The following is a 17,888-nucleotide window of genomic DNA, read 5'->3' on the forward strand; positions in this document are numbered from 1 at the left end:
GAGGGACGAGTCGGGGAAGCGATTCGTCGTATGTGACTATGTGTTGAATAGTGAAACGAAGCATGGAGAATCACGTCGCTGAAGGGATCGTCTGGGACGAGAGACGATACGCGCAAGCCACGCAGAACTTCATTCGGGCATCAGACAAGTTTGTCGAATTTCAGATTGTCGATCTCGCGTCGGACACAGCCTGGCTTGCATTGCAGACGGAATGGTCAAATGAGGTGTCGTGCAGCCACATTGAACGCGAATTCAATGTCCGAGCCAAGCTGTCACAGGACTGGGCCGTCGTACCGCATGCGCTGGTCCGGACCGCGGACGGACCGGCATTGATTTACGAGATGAGCGCTGGCACGTCGCTATCGGCGCTGTGCGGAAAATTGTCCGTTGCTCAGTTTCTCTCTATCGCGATTGGAATGGCGCGGTGCGTCGCGAAGACGCATGAGCAGCGTCTTGTACATGGCGATATTCAGCCTGCGAATTTCGTACGTGACTCGAATGGCATCGTCCGTATTCGCTCGTTCATGCATGCTTGCGACCTGACTGGCGAGCTACGTTTCAGACGGCAGCCCAGCGAGGCTGCGGCGCCGTACGCCGCGCCTGAGCGAACCATGTGGGAAGATGCGTTCGACGACGAACGAAGTGATCTATATTCGCTTGGCGTCACGCTATTCGAGCTATTGACCGGCACGTATCCGTTCAAGGTGTCCTCGCTGGCCGAATGGTTGCATGCACATGTCGCAATCGAGCCTGCGAAACCGGGCAAGCACCGGGCAGACGTGCCGCCGATACTCGACGAGGTCATCCTCAAGCTGTTGTCGAAAGATCCGAATACCCGCTATCAGACCGCCAAATCGCTTCATCACGATCTCGCGTACATTGTGGCAGCGTGGACGGCGTCCGGTGCGGTAGCACCGTTCGATCTCGCACGTGCCGACCGCTTCTTGCAGGAGGCTGGGTCCGGTGCGTTCGTCGGGCGCGAAGGCGAACTGCGCCAGCTCGTCGATACCTATGACGATGTTGCGCTGACGGGGCGCTCGTCAATGGTACTGATCGAGGGCGGGGCCGGGCTGGGAAAAACGATGCTCATCAACCGGCTCAAGGTGCGGTTGAATCTGTCGTCGCAGTTCTGCGGCATCGGAAAGGTCGATCAATATCAGTCTTCGCAACCGTATGCGCCGATCGTCGGCGCGTTGCGCTCGCTATTACCTCATGTCGCCCCGCGGGAAGACGACGCACGCGTACATCTGACGCAGGGAATCCGTGAGCGTCTGCACGAACACGCTGGCTTGCTAGCTCAATTGGCCCCCGAGTTCGCGCAGACGATGGGCATACAGGAAGTCGAAGCGGATGGGACCGGCACGATGCCGGTATCGCGCGTTCACCAGATACTGGCCGGCGCATTTTCCGCCTTCGCGTCACCAGGTTCGCCGCTGTTGCTTGCGATCGACGACGTCCAATGGGCCGATGACGCGACGCTCGACTTCGTCGAGGCGTTAATTGCCGATGCGCCGGCGAACCTGTGCGTTGTCGTCACCTGTCGGCCTCCCGAGTACGATCAGACAGCCCGTTTTCGAGCGTTCGTCGAACGCCTGCGCGGCGTCTGCACGACTGCGATCGATCTCACGCCGCTGCAAGTATCCGACGTCGCTCGAATGATCGGATCTTTTCTGAACGAACCGCTCGATCGTGTGCGCGATCTAGGTGAACTGATCCATACGAAGGCGGAAGGCAATCCGCTCCATGTGCGGCAACTGTTGCGTGCGCTCTTCGATGCCCGACTAGTTCGCTTCGATGGGGACAGTCATGAGTGGTCCTGGGACGGAGAGGCAATCAAACGACACCACGACGCGGAAAACGTCGTCGAATTGTTGGAGCATCGACTGGGGGGATTGTCGCCGGCCGAGCGGGATATGCTCAGTTGGCTTGCGTGTATCGGGACGGAGTGTGATTCCGGCCGCATCGCCCGCATACTGGGAACGTCGCGGGGCGACGTACTGTATCGGCTGGAGCAAGCGCGGCGGACGGGTTTCGTCTGGCGGCAGGGCGAGCAATGGGGATTCGCCCACGACAGGATTCGCGAGGCGGCTTACGGGCTGATCGATCCGGCTACCCGCGCGGCGCGGCACGAGCAAATTGCTGCCGCAATGATTTCGCTGTCGTCTGCAGGTAATCCGGACAATGTGCTTGATATCGCAGCGCAGATCGAGCGCGCGATTCGCATCCCGGTCGAGCGTGCACGGGCAGTTTCGTTTGCAAGCACGCTGATTCTCGCGGCGGAGCGCACCGCGGCAGCCGCCGCGCGCGACAGGACGCTTGCATTTCTCGCAGCGGCCGAAACCTTGCTCGGCAAGAGCGCCTGGAGTGATACGTACGATCTCGCGAAGGCTCTGACCGTGCTGCGTTGTCGCACATTGCTTGCCACTGGTCACCTAGAGAGCGCCGCACGGGAAATCGATGCATTGCTGCCCCGCATGCGTTCGGCGATCGATGCCGCGGAAGCTTATCGGCTCAAGGCAGCACTGCTGACCGTCAATTCGGATTATGCGGGGGCCGTCGATGTCGCGCTCGAAGGCTTGAGGTTGTTCGACATCGATTTTCCCGCCCAACCGTCGATCGACGATCTGACAGACGCGTATCGTGAAATTGAGGCCGAACTCGCCGGGCGTTCGATCGCGGAGCTCGTCGCGCTCGAGAAGATGAATGACGCTCGCATCGAGGCGGCGATGGGTTTGCTGACCGCCCTTGAGGCGGCGATGTTCTATCCGAGTGCGGGGCTGACATTGCTGCAGTTGGCGACCATGGTACGGCTGACATTGCAATACGGCGTCACGGGTGCCTCCGTGCAAGGCCTCGCGTGGTACGGCGTCTATATTGCGGATGCCTACGATGCGTACGAAGAGGGGTTCGCATTCGCGAAAGTCGCGCTTGCGCTCGTCGACAAGCATGGCTTCGAGCGCTATCGAACGGCAACCCTGGTCGCGCTCGACCAGGTCAGCGTGTGGACCCAACCGCTCGCGTCTGCGCTCGGTTATGCACGTCAGGCAAGGGCGGCCGGAAACGAAAGTGCGGAATTGCGGTGGCAGTGCTATAGCTGTAACCACATCGTGTCGGACTTGATCGCGATGGGCGAGACGTTGCCCCGAATCCGTGACGAAATCGAATCGCTGTTGACGATCGCGCGCGGTGCCGGCTACCACGATATAGTCGACTTGGTGACGACTCAGGCCGAGTTCATCGAATCGCTCCAGACAGACAGCGGGCGGACGATCGGGACATGGCAATCCCGGGGCAGGGAAAGCGGGCACACCGAATGCTGTGAGAACCCCCCCATGGCTGTGTTGTCGTTTTGGACGCTCGTTCTGCGCGGACAATCCGCGTTCTTGCTTGGCGATCTGGTTACTGCCGAGTCCGCGTTCGAAGCGGCTGTGCCGCTGAGCTGGTCCACACCAGCGCATATCATGCTGTCAGATTTTCGTTTGTTCGCGACTTTGACCGCGATCCATGCAAATCGGGGGCGGCTGGAGCCGGAGCAACTGCTCGCGAAAGTCAGTATTCATCGAGAACAGATGGTGATTTGGTCGGCTCTGAACCCGGGTACGTTCCGGAACAAGCTGATGTTGATCGAGGCAGAGTTCGAGCGCGTGCGAGGCAACGATCTGCGCGCGATGCAGCTGTACGAGGCGTCGGCCCACATGGCAGCTGCACAAGGCTTTGTGCACGAACAGGCGCTTGCCCACGAATTGGCGAGTCGTCACGCGACCGAATCGTCCCTTTCTGGCGTTGCACGCCATCATTTGCGCATCGCCCACGCGTGCTATCGGCGGTGGGGCGCGCTTGGCAAGGCGGCTCGGATCGAGGCACAGCACTCGTTTGTCGCGACCGACGCTATACCGGCGGCGACGCCGCTGGAGATCCAAGGCAGCACGGACCTCGATTTCATGGTCGCGATGCGTACCGCGCAGTCGCTATCCGAAGAGCTCGACCTGGAGCGCCTCGTCCAGTCGCTCATGATTAACATGGTCGTACATGCCGGCGCACAGTACGGCGTACTGATCCTGGTGCGCAACGGCGTGCCGAGGATCGAGGCATCGGCCCGTGTCCATGGCGACGACGTGGTCGTCGATTTCACGCGGACACGGCCAGTCGACAAGGACATACCGACATCGATGCTGAATCGCGTCATGCGATCGCGCAAGCCGCTCGTGTTTGACGACGCGTCGACGCAGGGTATGCCCGAGCATGCGGCGAGCCTCGCCGTTCGCCCGACCCGATCCGCCTTCTGCTTGCCGTTGCTCAAGCAGGGAGACCTGATCGGCGTGCTTTATCTTGAGAACGCGTTGGTGCACGGCGTATTCACGCCTAAGCGTACCGCGATGCTCGAGGTGCTCGCGCCTCAGGCCGCGAATTCCCTTGAAACCGCACGGCTCTATACCGAACTCATCGAGGAGAATGCGCGCCGCCAGGAAATGGAAGAGGCGTTGCGACGCGCCCGGACGGAGTTGGCTCATGCGGCCCACGTCACGGTGATGGGGGAGCTCGCCGCATCAATCGCTCATGAGATCAACCAGCCGCTCACCAGCATCGTGTCGAGTGCCGGTGCGAGCCTGCGCTGGCTGGGCGGTGCGCAGCCGAACATTGCCGAGGCGCTGTCCAACCTCGAAGATATCCGTTCGTCGGGCGTTCGCGCGGCGGAGATCGTGCGAGCGCTGAGGTCGCTGGCGAAGCAGACACCCGTCGCGCTCGCGCCGGTCGTAATCGATGACCTCGTCGAAGAGATGCTGAAGCTGACGGCGATGGAGATCGACTCGAAGCGTGTCCGGCTGCGGGTCCGGCTGGAAAGCGGCAGCGCCGAGGTCCTGGCCGACCGGATCCAGATCCAGCAAGTCGTTCTGAATCTGATTACCAATGCGCTGGACGCGATGGACGGTGTCGAACACCCACGCCTGCTCGATGTGGCGTCGACGATCGAGGCTGGCTATGTTGTTGTCAGCTTGCTCGATAGCGGCCCAGGGATCGACGAGTCGCTGATGGAGCGCATCTTCGACCCCTTCTTTACGACCAAGTCGCACGGAATGGGCATGGGGCTCGCCATCTGCAAATCGATCATGGAGGTGCACCGCGGAATGTTGACCGCCACGCCCGGACCGTCCGGAGGAGCGGCATTCGTGTTCCGGCTGCCGCTTGCCGACATCGCGCACTGAACAGACTGTCGTGGCAGCAGCCCGTTATTATTTCCGGATGTCGTGCGGTTCGACGCCGAGCGCCTGCGCCATGCGGACGAGATCGGGCAGCGTGCGTGCGCCCATCTTGCGCATCACCTGACCGCGATGGACCTTCACGGTGATTTCGTGCAGGTTCAGGTGCCCCGCGATCTGCTTGTTCATCAGGCCGGTGATGACGTATCCCATGACTTCGCGTTCGCGCGGCGTCAGAGAAGCGTATGCGGCGCGTAGGCCGGTCAGTGAGCGCGCTGCATCGAGCCTCGCGGCATCGACCGCGAGGGCGTGCGTGACGGCGTCGACAAGATCTTGCTCGCGAAACGGTTTGGTCAGGAAGTCGACTGCACCGCTTTTCATTGCCTTGACCGACATCGGGACATCGCCGAAACCTGTCATGAACAGGATTGGAATGTTCAACCCGTTTCGCGTGGCGTCTTCCTGAAAGGTGAGACCACTTTCTCCGCGGAGGCGCACATCGAGTAGCAGGCAGCTCGGAGCGTCCGGTCGATCGAAGGCGAGAAAGTCACGCGACGACGCAAACGTTTCGACGTGCAGTCCGACCGAGCGCAGCAGAGAGTCGAGCGAGCGACGCAAAGTTTCGTCGTCGTCGACGATGTAAACGACAGGCGGATGGTTTGGCACGTGCGGCGATATCGTGCTTGTTTCGCTTGTCATTCTGGATTCCTTCGGGGTGATTAAACCGGCGTGCATCATGTCGCCACGGCTCCCGACATTCTATGCGGTTGAAATATCACAGCGATTCGACGCGGAATCAGCAGGACCCGGCGGGGCCCGAGGACGTCGCTTGGTCGACCAGATTCAATAGATCGTCATCCGAAAAGGGCTTGCGCAGAAAATCTAACGCACCTTGATCCAGTGCACGCTTGACGACATCTTCGTCGCGTTGGGCGGACATGATGATGACCGGCGTACGCGCCCCTTTTTCTTTGAGCGCGCGCTGGACTTCCAGGCCGTTCATTCCTTTCATCTTGAAGTCGAGAAGAATGCAGGCGGCGTGAAATCGTTGGTCGGAAAGCAGAAAGTCCTCGCCCGACGCAAACGACAAGGCTGTATGTCCAGCCGCCTTGAGAAGGCTTTCGAGACTTTTCCGTACCGACGCGTCATCATCGATAATGCAAACGAAGGCCATGAGCGCGAACTTTACGAGGCAGGCTGTAATAATAAAGACAGATTCGGCTCGCCGCGATTAGTCGTTCGTATAATTGCACCGAACGGACAAACCGGGTTAGCCCTGAATCGACCGGGTTCGCGACTTGCGGCAACGTCAATTTGTGGCCTGCGACGCCGATGCGGAGGCAGGGGCGTAGGTTGCGGGTTCGCGATACGGGCGATGATGTTCGAGTTCGCCGCGTTCGCCCGCTTCCATCCGTCTTTTCAGAGCGTAGGCCCGTGTCGGCCCCGGCAGCCGGTAGCGCTGCGATTTGGCGGTCGGGCTGGTCAGGATCAGCGACTTCTCCACCAGCCCGACGATACCACTCAGCATTCGCGCTGAGCCAAAGCGCTCACAACTGGCGACTGCGTGGGCGGTTGCCAGTTCGAATGGGCCATCGATGACCGACAAGCGTCCCAGTAGCGTGCGTTCGTCATCGTCCAGCAACCGATAACTCCAGTCAAGCGCCGCTCCCATCGTCTTATGTCGCGGCGGGGCGGCGCGCAACAGGTTGGGCAACTCCAGGAGTCGTGTATCGAGTTCGGCGCTCAATGTCGGAATCCCGAGCGAAGCGACACATGAAGCTGCCAGTTCCAGCGCGAGCGGTATGCCGTCGAGCGCGCGGCACATCGATGCGACGAGTTGCAGCGTACACGGATCGAGCGAAATGTCCGAACCAGTCGCAGTCGCGCGCTTCAGGAACATCTGGACCGAACTACAGGCTAGTACGTCCTCGCCGGAGGCGCCCGCGGCCGGTGAATCCAGCGGAGGAATCCGGTACACCCGTTCGCGTGCGATCCGCAGCGGCTCGCGGCTTGTCACAAGAATACGGGTGTCAGGGAGATGAGCATGAAGGGTAGTGCAGAGTTCCGCGACTTCGTCGGCGACGTGCTCGCAGCCGTCGAAGAACAGCAAAGTCGGCCGCGCGTCGAGCGTCGCAAGCAAGTGGTCGAGATCGGTCGGCGTCACCTTCAAGGCGCGTCCGGTGGCATGCAACACCGATTCGTACGGGTGACCGTCGGACAGGTCGACCAAGCAAACGGCCATGCCTGAGCCGGCCGAGAACTGCCGGGCGCATTCGTGGGCGACGGTAGTTTTTCCAATCCCGCCTGGGCCGCAGAGCGTCACGATGTTCTCGGACGTGATGGAATCGAGCACGCCGGCGATCACGGAATCACGACCGACGAGGACGGATGGCACGACCGCGATGCGGCTTGGCCTATCGATCGAACCGCCGCCAGACGGTGCTTCTACCGGGCGGGCGAGCCGGTAGCCGCGTCCGGCACACGTCTTGATGATGCCATGCTTACCACCCCCAAAAATCTTGCGTAGCGCCGAGATATGAACCTGGATATTGTTCTCAACGACGAAGGTATTCGGCCAGACCGTGTCCATGATCTCGTCCTTCGTGACGAGTCGTCCGTCCGCCTTGATCAGCAACTCGAGGATGTCGAATGCCCGCATGCTGATATGGTGTACGTCGCCGTTCACGAAAATTTCGCGGCTTTCGAGGGATACCGCTACCCGGTCGAATGTATGCATGTTTTGCTCATTCAATGAAATAGCGCAGGCGCGCCGTCTGTTGAGCACTCGCCCGGACGCGTGGCAGGCGGTCCGAGAACTTGTCGCCATCGTATTTCGGGAGCCGGTATGTCGCTATTATCCATGTGTCTAAGTTGGCTACACCTGCCGAACATCGACCAGCCAATGTCGCACTGTCACCCGATGACCGATCGACCGGTCATGATTGCGGCAACCACGCGTCCACGCGCATCGTCCGATCGAAAATGCACGACGAGCTGGATCAGGAACTGCACGGCCATAGAACCGAAGCCGACAGGCAGCGAAATGTCGAGGAGAGATCAAGGCGTTGGCACGAAAGCCGCCACCCGGCTCACGCTCGCGCCGAGCGCTGTCGCTATCGTCAGCTTGCGTTTTGGAGCGGATCGCCGAGCGATTCTCTGACGAACAGGTGAAACGCACGGTCGATCTGTGTGAGCGACACGGCGAGGCTTGCCGTGTCACCCGACATGTGAAGACATGGCGCTATCGTTCCGGTCGCCGTTGAGCTTAGTACAGGTGGCAACGACCGCGCCCCGACAGAGCGCGAGCGTGCAGGGAGTCATCGGTGAGTTTGGCGCATGACCTCGGGCCGCAACCGAAGTCGAACCTACCGACATAAGGGTTCGCTGAACGTAGAGCATCGTACGCACCGCTGCCAGTGGAGCCGTGATCGGATGGCCGCGGTGCGCGGGTCGGTAACGTGTGCGTTCCGGTCTGCGCATCGCGCGTCATGCATGCCGACTGGATTATGGGTTGTCCGCTCCAGTTGGAGCGGCGTCAGCGCGCAACCCGGCAATGTCGCCACGCAAAAGCGGGGCCCGAGGCTGCTGCAGCCGCGCGCGCCGGCTCCAGCGGCCCCTTGCGCGGTATCGCACGATTAGGCTTGCAGGAACGCCAGCAGTTCGGCGTTGATCTGGTCCGCGTTGACGACGCACATCCCGTGCGACGCTCCGGCGATGACCTTGAGCCGGGCGTCCTTGACGATCCTGGCCGATAGCTCAGCCGAGTCACCGATCGGCACGATCTGGTCGTCATCGCCATGCAAGATCAGCGACGGCACGTCGATCTTCTTGAGGTCTTCGGTGTAGTCGATCTCCGAGAATTCCTTGACACACAGATACTGACCGTATGCGCCGCCCATCATGCCCTGGCTCCAGAATGCGTCGATCGTCCCTTGCGAGACTTTCGCATTCGGCCGGTTGAAGCCGAAGAACGGCACTGCGAGTTCCTTGTAAAACTGTGAGCGGTTCTCGGCGACGTTCTTGCGGATGCCGTCGAACACCTCCATCGACAAGCCACCGGGATTGCTCGCCGACTTCACCATTTGCGGAGGCACCGCGCCGATGAGGACGGTCTTGGCGACCCGCTCCGTACCGTGGCGACCGATGTAGCGCGCGATCTCGCCGCCGCCCGTGGAGTGGCCGACGAGCGTCGCTTCGCGCAAATCGAGGGCGTTTATCAGCGCAGCGAGGTCATCGGCATAGGTGTTCATGTCGTTGCCTTGGGACGGCTGGCTCGACCGTCCATGACCGCGCCGATCATGCGCAATGACCCGAAAGCCGCGCTGGACGAGGAACAGCATCTGCGCGTCCCACGCATCCGCGGAAAGCGGCCAGCCATGGGAGAAAACAACCGGACGGCCGGTGCCCCAGTCCTTGTAGTAAATCAGGGTGCCGTCTTTCGTGGTGATCGTGTTCATTGCGTTGACTCCGTGATGGGCCGAGGTGGCAGAAGAATGTTTCGTCGGACTGACGGCCGACGCGGCGGCGGGCAGGGCTGCCGCCGCCAGGGCTGTGGCGCCGGCGAGCATCATGTCGCGTCGCCGTGGCGAGGGCGGAACTTCAGTTTGCGGAATGCGCATCCAAGGGCTCCAGGTGCGTGCGGCGGATGATGCCGCGTTGAACGAGCGGGTAAGGCTGCCGGCGCGAGGCGGTGGCACCGGGTCGGCAGTGATGCGCCGTCGAAATCGGACCTCGTCCGAGTACTGACAAGCGCGGTAGGCAGCCTAGATCGTGTTGAGGCGGCAAGTACTGAAAGCTGTCTCAATCTTCATGAAAGCGCCACGGTCACGCCGTGCGAGCGCGCCGGCAAGAAAGTTTCAGAAACGATAAAGGACGCTTCAACGGAGTCTCGCTATCGTTGGTCCCGAATCGTCCCCCCTACCCGTATCGCTTCACGCCAGGAGGCGTCACGACTGACGCAGCGGTCAGACACGGGGACGCGTCACCCACGTCATTTGCGAGGATGCCTTGCCATGAATGAGATCAGTCGCTGGGAGCGGATGATTACGCAGTTCGCCCCGTTGTTCGGCACGGACAGTCATCTGCCGGTTTGTCAAAGTGTCGATGTCGCCGGACGATGCCGACGCGATGTCGCATCTATGCAATCGCTCGGCAACGTGCGAGCGCGGAGCTCAATCGTTTCCGTCGAGCGCCAGACCGAGTCGTCCGTTCTCGTATCTTGGAGTGATCCGACGTGCTGTCGCTACGACGAGCAACGCTGGATCAACGCGAAGTCCCGAATGCGAGCGCTCTGCGCGTTGAGTGGACGCGTCATTCGCCCGGGCGATCCTGTTTACAAGCCGCAGTGGCGTGGCGCAAGAAGACCGGCGAACGGTGCGGAGATGATTCTGACGACCGAACTGGAACGGCTGATCGTCGAACTGAGTCGCCATTGATATTTATTCAGGTCGCGGGCCAATCCGCCGACCGCCAACCTGTCAGGAAATAACTATGAGTCTGTTCACCACCCACGATGGCGTTTCGCTTTACTACAAGGACTGGGGTTCCGGTAAACCGGTTGTTTTCATTCACGGCTGGCCGTTGAATGCTGATATGTGGGATGTTCAGATGCATCACCTCGCATCGCGGGGGTTTCGATGTATCGCATACGACCGACGCGGGTTCGGTCGGTCCAGCCAGCCGTGGCAAGGTTACGACTACGATACGCTGGCTGACGATCTCGCCGCCTTGCTCGATCAGCTCGATCTGCGCGAGGTTACGCTCGTCGGCTTCTCGATGGGGAGCGGCGAGGTTGCGCGCTACATCGCTCGACACGGCACCGCCCGCGTGGCGAAGGCCGTGCTGATCGGAGCGGTTACGCCTTTGATTGCGCAGCGCGACGATTATCAGGAGGGCGTCGCGGTCGAAGTGTTCGATGGCATGCGCGCGGCAATACTCGCCGACCGCGCCACCTTTCTCGAGAATTTCTGGCCGTTGTTCACCGGTTCCAACCGAGCCGGTTCGACAGTCTCACGCGCGGCGCTTGACGCGACGACGTACATGGCGCTGCAGGCAGGCCTGAACGCCACGCTCGATTGTGTGCATGCGTTTTCAGAAACGGATTTCCGTGCAGATCTCAACAAGCTCGATGTACCGACGTTGATCGTGCACGGCGATGATGACCAGACCGCACCGATCGGGCTTACGGCAAGAGCGACAGCCAATCGTGTGCCTCACGCGACTCTACGCGAATACGAAGGTGGTCCACACGCACTGTACCTGACGCATGCGGAGCAACTGAATGAAGATCTGCTTGCTTTCGTGCGAGCGCACGAATAACCGCACTCGGTTGGGCAGCAAAAATGGCGCGATCTGTGTCGATTCCGAACGAACACTCCAGCCGCATGTAAGTGCACTTGACGACGGTGATCGCTCAGTGGAATTCGATTTCTGCGTCGCGTAGCAGGCTCTGCAACGTTCATCATAGCCCTGAGGAAATCACATGAAATCTAGCCTTCTTTCCGTTTTCATTGCTGCAGTCGTAGCGGCTCCTTCGATAGCGTCCGCATCGGTTGCGTATGCACCCGCCGAGCCAGGATCTTCCGCCATTGCCCGGAAACATAAGGATCCTGCTGTTGTCGCCTCGCGCAAGAAAGCGAAAGCCGCCGATCGGGCTCTTGCAAAGCGCGTGCGGAAAAGTTTCGAGCAGGATCACGCGCTGGATTCGACACGCATTGTCGTGTTTGCCAAAGGCGGCGCAGTGACGTTGACCGGCGAGACTGCGGATGATGCGCAGATCCAGCTTGCAGAAAAGCGCGCGAGTGCGGTACCGGGTGTGACGTCGGTGAGCAACCGGCTGACGCTTACCGAAGGCGGCAGCTGAGCGTTGTGCCAGACCTGATCTGATGGCGGCGAGAACGCGGAGTATTGATAGCCAGGATGGCCGTTGCGTTCGAGCGCAACGGCCTGGCCGAGCAATGTCAGGCACACGGTGAGCTTCTCGAAGCTGCTGCATAAGTGAGCAGCTGAACACCGCAAGTGCGACTGTCGCACAGTCAGCGGTCGGGTCGACATCTCGGGAGTTTCATCGGTGCGTGGCGCCAGGCGGCGCTCCCACGGTCATCGCAGGTTCTGATGCTAGCCCCATCTTAAGCGACTATCCCCGAGTTCGTGAGCGATCGTATGCGGCTGTACTCGGAACGTCATTTCGGCAGTTGGAGCTTCCTGGAGAGGCAGACGAATGAGGCGCGTTCGCGTCCTTGAGAGCAGCAATGATGTAAACACCTTGCGCCTGGAAGTTGAGACACAATCGCTTCCCGAAACGAATGATTCGGAATGCATTGTCGAAATTGCAAGTGCCGGCGTTGATCCAAGTGACGTGAACGCAATGCTTGGCCTAATGCAACACGCCGTGTGGCCGCGCACACCAGGTCGCGACTATGCCGGTCGAGTAATCGATGGGCCACCGGCGCTTGTTGGACGGTCGGTGTGGGGCAGCGGCGCCGATCTGGGAATCCGGCGTGACGGCACGCACGCGCGCTATCTTGCAATTCCGCTCCATAGCGTGCGCGAAAAGCCTGCTAACTTGACGTTGGACGAAGCCGGGACAGTCGGTGTGCCGTTTGTTACGGCATTCGAGGGTTTTCGTCGGGCTGGTGGGGTCAATAAAGGGGATGTGGTGCTGGTCATCGGTGCCAACGGAATTGTCGGACAAGCTGCGATTCAACTCGCGACGATGGTGGGCGCCACCACGGTAGCTGCCGAGCGTGCAGCACCGGCCTACCTTGGTCATGCGAACAACAAGGTACGTATGATCGATGCGTCTTCGAGCGATTTCGAAGTGATGGTGCGTGATGTCACACATGGACATGGTGCGGACATCGTATTTAACGCGATCGGCAGCCCGTACTTCGAGCAAGCCAATTTGGTAATGGCGGCCGGTGGTGCACAGATCTTCATTTCGACGGCCGAGGGGACGGTGCCGTTCGATATCTCCACGTTCTATCGTGACCAGCACAGCTATGTTGGAGCCAACACGCTCGGTCTCGATGCACGCAAAAGTGCGGTCATCCTGGACAAGCTGCTTCCCGCATTTGAGCGTGGCGCGTTGAGACCTTTTCCAATTCACGACGATTACATGTTTGACCTCGATGACGCGGTGCGCGCGTATCGGACTGCATGTGCCGGCGCAGCTTATCGGACGCTGCTAAAACCCTGAGCGTTGTCCTCGAATCGCGCGTTATCGCGGTACATACCCAATCCGCATTTCAGATGAGCCGCATGCGGTTGCCACTTGCAGGTCTGTTGTGTCGAGGCGCTACAGGTCTGTCTGCCGGCGAACCGATCGGTTTGCAATTGGCGTACGGTCGACGATGGCGTGTCCGACGGTACTCGAAGATCAATGCCCAATTGCCGGACCTTCTTCCTCGTCCAGTCGATTCGTTTCATTCTCCAAGAACGATTCAGGCAGATTCAGGAGTCTCGTTATGGAATCCCCTAATCTGTGAGTGTCAATTTCCATGACTCGCGGGACATGGTGACAAAGGCGTGCGATTAACCGCATCCGCTGATCAAGGACGACTGCCAATGGGAAAGCAAGTGCCAATACTGGAGCAACAGACGAATTCACCGTGGCCGGTTACGTCACTGGTCATCAACGGGCAGCGCACTGAACTTCGCGTTCCCCCTGACATGCCGCTCCTGTGGGCGTTGCGCGAGATGGTCGGTTTGTGCGGTACGAAATTCGGCTGCGGCATCGGACAGTGCGGTGCCTGCACGGTGCACCTGGACGGAAATCCGGTGCGCTCGTGCGTTTTGCCGGTGTCTGACGTCAACGGGCCAGTGACGACAATCGAAGCAATCGGTAAAACCGATATCGGCAAGCGGGTCCAGGCGGCCTGGCTCAAGCTTGAAGTAGTCCAGTGCGGTTACTGCCAGTCTGGGCAGATCATGTCGGCTGCTGGCCTGCTGATGCGCGACCCCCATCCCGACGATGCGGCCATCGACGCAGCGATGTCAGGAAATCTGTGCCGATGCTGTACGTACCCGCGCATTCGTGCAGCAATCAAGGTGGCAACATGAAAACGTATGGGCCTGTTGACGAAGCTACCTTACCTGACATCGCACGCCGTCGGTTCTTGACGGCAGGCGCGTTGCTGGTTGGCTTTTCCCTTGCGGCGCCGGCGCGTGCGTTTATGAGAGAACCGGATCTTGCTGCTGTCGGTGCCCTCGACGCGTCGGGTACGGGTTTTGATGGTTTTGTCCCAAATGGTTTCATTCGCATCGGTGTCGATGGGCGAATCGTGCTTGTGGTGCCGAGCGTCGAAATGGGGCAGGGTATCGCTACCGGCGAGGCGATGATGCTGGCCGAGGAACTCGAGGTGGAACTCGACCAGGTCGAGGTCGTGATGGCGCCCGCCGATGCTCATGCCTATACTCAGTCGCTTCTGAAAGCACAGGCCACAGGGGGCTCTACATCGGTTCGGGCTTATTTCGGTCCGCTAAGAAGTGCCGGTGCGGCCGCGCGCACAATGTTGGTAGGGGCCGCGGCCGAGCGGTGGCATGTTCCTGCATCGGAATGTTCCGTATCGCGCGCGATCATCACCCACGATCCGACCGGGCGAACGCTGTCTTTTGGAGCAGTCGCGTCGGCCGCACGCCGGCAGCCAATGCCGACGCGTGTCGCGTTGAAGCCACCTTCACGTTTCCGGCTCATCGGCAAATCAACCAAGCGGGTCGATACGCCGGCCAAGGTTAACGGGACCGCTACGTTCGGGATCGATGTACAAGTCGCAGGAATGCGTGTTGCAGCACTGCTGATGAGTCCGACCATCGGCGGCAAGGTCCACCGCGTCGACGACCGGGCCGCTCGTGCAATGCCAGGCGTGATTGACGTGTTGCGAATTGACGATGCCGTAGCAGTGGTCGGTGAAGACTATTGGATAGCGCGTCGTGCGCTGGCGCAATTGCAGGTCGAATGGGAAGCCGGGCCCAATGCTGCGCTGACCTCGAGCGCGCTCGCGAACGAGCTACGAGATGCGCGGGGTACACCTATACTCGGCAAGCAGGTCGGCGAGCCGGAACGCAAGTTGAATGAGGCCGGCAATCACCGGATCGATTCCGTTTATACGCTGCCATACTTGGCGCATGCAGCACTCGAGCCGATCAACACGACGGTTCACGTGCGGCCAGACGGGTGCGATATCTGGGTTGGCACGCAGGTGCCGCAGACAGCACGTATTGTTGCTGCACAGATCACCGGTCTATCGATGGAACAGGTCGTTGTTCGCAATCACCTGATTGGTGGCGGATTTGGCCGCCGACTGGCTGTCGATACGATCGAGCAAGCGGTGCGCTTTGCGCGCCAAGTCACGTATCCGCTCAAGGTGATCTGGACGCGTGAACAGGATATCCAGCACGATCGCTTTCGTCCTGCATATCATGACACCATCTCTGCGACGCTCGGAGCGGACGGTATGCCGGCAGCTTGGATACACCGCACGAGATGCTCGACCGTCCGTCCATACTACGATCGCAAGCCGTGGCCACAGGGTCAACTCGATCATGATGCCGTGGCCGGTGCGGCAGACCTGCCTTATGAAATTGCCGCGATGCGCTCCGATTGGGTGAGGCAGGATGGGCCTGTCGCACTGAATTGGTGGCGCGGGGTCGGGGAGACTCATAACGTATTTGTTGTCGAATCCTTTTTGGACGAGCTCGCGCATGCCGCGAAACGCGATCCGATCGAATACCGCCGTGCGCTCCTGCGCCAAAACCCCCGTTCGCTAGCCGTGCTCGATCGAGCGGCAAAGGCTGCCGGTTGGGGAGACCCGCTACCACCACGCTGCGGCCGAGGTGTCTCACTGCATGACAGTTTCGGCACGCACGCTGCACTCGTGGTGGAGATCGAGGTGGATCCACAAGGAGATATTCGGTTGCGGCGAGCTACGGCGGTCGTTGACTGTGGCATCGCCGTCAATCCAGACAGCGTTGTGGCGCAAGTCCAGGGTGGCGTGTTGTTCGGGCTCTCGGCTGCGCTCTATAACGCGATCACGATAGAAAATGGTGTGGTCCAGCAGAGCAACTTCCATGACTATCGTCAGATCCGCATGAACGAAGTGCCTCCATTCGAGGTAATCGTCATGCCGAGCGAGGAGTCGCCGGGCGGACTCGGTGAAGTCGGAACGGTCTCGGCTGCCCCAGCGCTGGCGAATGCCATATTCGCGGCGACCGGGGTGCGGCAGCGTAGTCTGCCTATCAACAGGCCGGCGTTGGCGATCAAAGGGGAAAATCGACGTCCACCATCGATTTCTGCATTCGACGGGAGACGCGCATGATGCTCCGTCAAAAAAAATGGGTGGTCGCGATCGCCCTGGGAAGTGCGGCGTTCGCCGGCCTGGCGTCGGTCTTTTTCTGGCCGCATCGCCTTGAGCCAGTCTCGACAAGTACGGTGTTGCCACGAGGCGATGCGTTAATAGCTCGAGGTCGTTATCTTGCTACCGCTGCAGACTGTGCTGCATGTCACACGGTACCGAACGGTCGGCCGTTCGCGGGCGGTACGAGCTTCAAGCTCCCATTCGGCAAAATATACGCACCCAATATAACGCCAGACAGAACCTACGGCATCGGAGCGTGGAGCGACGCGGAGTTCGTACGAGCCTTGCGCGAAGGCGTGGGGCGGCATGGCGAAGATCTCTATCCTGCGTTTCCATATACGTCGTATTCAAAGCTCTCCAATGATGACGCATTGGCGATCCGAGCGTTTCTCGCAACGATGGAGCCGGTCCATACGCCGGCACCGTCGAATGACCTCGCCTTCCCTTTTGATCAGCGTCGATTGATGCGGGCCTGGAAGTTACTTTTCTTCGATAACAAGGTATTCACTCCCGATCCGACGCGCAGCATCTCCTGGAACCGTGGAAACTATCTCGTCAATGGCCTTGCCCATTGCGGGGAATGTCACACACCGCGAAATATGTTGTTCGCCACGAAGACCGCGAAAATGTTGTCGGGTGGTGTCGTGGATGGTTGGAAAGCGTGGAACATTACTTCTGATCCCGACACCGGAATCGGTGGATGGAGCGATTCGGATCTCGTCGAGTATTTGTCAAGCGGATATGCAGTCGGCCATGGCGCGGCGTCGGGCAGTATGCGAGAGGCGGTCGAGATGAGTCTTGGTCGACTACCACGGCGCGACATTGAGGATATGGTGACATACCTGCGGACCGTCCCATCACAGCGTAGCGATCCGGAGGCGGCCATTTCCGTGGCATCGTCAACACTCGCGCGATCGGGGCGATGGGCAACCGTACCTGGAGGTGACGGTGTCGGCAAGCGCATATTCGAAGCTGCCTGCGTGAGTTGTCATGGTTACGATGGAAATGGGCAGCAAATGAAGCGTGCCAGTCTAGCCGGGGCCCATGCCCTGAGCGACCCGGCCGGCGACAACCTCATAGGCTTGCTGCTCGATGGGTCGCACAGCCGCGACGACGCCCCTTCCACGTCAATGCCTGCGTTCGGTGCCGCATACAGTGATGTCGAGATTGCTGCAGTCGCAAACTACACGATCGCTCAATTCAGCGGAAAGAGAGGGCAAGTTACGCCAGATCGAGTGGCGGAATTCAGAAAATAAATCGGATTGATTGATTCGTATTCTGTTTCGATCAAAAAAGTATCCGCCTGTTATGCGGTCGAATATTCTTCGTTTTTAGA

12 protein-coding genes are annotated in these 17,888 nt (G+C 60.0%); 8 read left to right on the forward strand and 4 right to left on the reverse strand.

Going from position 1 to position 17,888, the window contains the following annotated elements; all coding sequences use genetic code 11:
* Positions 1-62: 62 nt before the first annotated feature.
* Positions 63-5,204, forward strand: coding sequence for an ATP-binding sensor histidine kinase (locus CFB43_RS22905; protein WP_089496682.1), 5,142 nt, complete (start codon positions 63-65; stop codon positions 5,202-5,204).
* A 27-nt stretch (positions 5,205-5,231) separates the two neighbouring features.
* On the opposite strand, the gene CFB43_RS22910 is transcribed toward CFB43_RS22905, so the two are convergent.
* The 4 genes from CFB43_RS22910 to CFB43_RS22925 all read right to left on the reverse strand — a co-directional run bounded on the left by CFB43_RS22910 (position 5,232) and on the right by CFB43_RS22925 (position 9,655).
* On the reverse strand, positions 5,232-5,897 hold the full coding sequence (locus CFB43_RS22910; protein ID WP_089496683.1) for a response regulator transcription factor: 666 nt from the start codon (positions 5,895-5,897) through the stop codon (positions 5,232-5,234).
* Between the two features lie 97 nt (positions 5,898-5,994).
* Entirely contained in the window at positions 5,995-6,372 is a 378-nt protein-coding gene (locus tag CFB43_RS22915) for a response regulator transcription factor (protein WP_089496684.1), read from the reverse strand.
* A 135-nt stretch (positions 6,373-6,507) separates the two neighbouring features.
* The gene (locus CFB43_RS22920) at positions 6,508-7,935 is read right to left on the reverse strand and encodes a winged helix-turn-helix domain-containing protein (protein ID WP_179254885.1); all 1,428 of its coding nucleotides are present in this window, start codon (positions 7,933-7,935) and stop codon (positions 6,508-6,510) included.
* 898 nt (positions 7,936-8,833) lie between these two features.
* Positions 8,834-9,655 carry an alpha/beta fold hydrolase gene (locus tag CFB43_RS22925; protein ID WP_226203241.1) on the reverse strand — a complete coding sequence of 274 codons (822 nt, stop codon included), beginning with the start codon at positions 9,653-9,655 and terminating at the stop codon, positions 8,834-8,836.
* Between the two features lie 555 nt (positions 9,656-10,210).
* Between CFB43_RS22925 and CFB43_RS22930 the strand changes: the two genes are divergently transcribed.
* The 7 genes from CFB43_RS22930 to CFB43_RS22960 all read left to right on the forward strand — a co-directional run bounded on the left by CFB43_RS22930 (position 10,211) and on the right by CFB43_RS22960 (position 17,808).
* Entirely contained in the window at positions 10,211-10,633 is a 423-nt protein-coding gene (locus CFB43_RS22930; protein ID WP_082138633.1) for a DUF3331 domain-containing protein, read from the forward strand.
* A 55-nt stretch (positions 10,634-10,688) separates the two neighbouring features.
* On the forward strand, positions 10,689-11,516 hold the full coding sequence (locus tag CFB43_RS22935; protein WP_089496687.1) for an alpha/beta fold hydrolase: 828 nt from the start codon (positions 10,689-10,691) through the stop codon (positions 11,514-11,516).
* Between the two features lie 163 nt (positions 11,517-11,679).
* Positions 11,680-12,060 carry a BON domain-containing protein gene (locus tag CFB43_RS22940; RefSeq protein ID WP_089496688.1) on the forward strand — a complete coding sequence of 127 codons (381 nt, stop codon included), beginning with the start codon at positions 11,680-11,682 and terminating at the stop codon, positions 12,058-12,060.
* Between the two features lie 357 nt (positions 12,061-12,417).
* Entirely contained in the window at positions 12,418-13,395 is a 978-nt protein-coding gene (locus CFB43_RS22945; RefSeq protein ID WP_089496689.1) for a quinone oxidoreductase family protein, read from the forward strand.
* 368 nt (positions 13,396-13,763) lie between these two features.
* Complete coding sequence (locus CFB43_RS22950; RefSeq protein WP_089496690.1) at positions 13,764-14,258, forward strand: (2Fe-2S)-binding protein; 495 nt, start codon at positions 13,764-13,766, stop codon at positions 14,256-14,258.
* On the forward strand, positions 14,210-16,513 hold the full coding sequence (locus tag CFB43_RS22955) for a xanthine dehydrogenase family protein molybdopterin-binding subunit (RefSeq protein WP_256990113.1): 2,304 nt from the start codon (positions 14,210-14,212) through the stop codon (positions 16,511-16,513). The genes CFB43_RS22950 and CFB43_RS22955 overlap by 49 nt, the downstream gene beginning before the upstream one ends.
* Complete coding sequence (locus tag CFB43_RS22960) at positions 16,510-17,808, forward strand: c-type cytochrome (RefSeq protein WP_226272109.1); 1,299 nt, start codon at positions 16,510-16,512, stop codon at positions 17,806-17,808. The genes CFB43_RS22955 and CFB43_RS22960 overlap by 4 nt, the downstream gene beginning before the upstream one ends.
* Positions 17,809-17,888 lie beyond the last annotated feature (80 nt).

It is taken from the genome of Burkholderia sp. AU15512 (assembly GCF_002223325.1).
GTDB lineage: Bacteria > Pseudomonadota > Gammaproteobacteria > Burkholderiales > Burkholderiaceae > Burkholderia.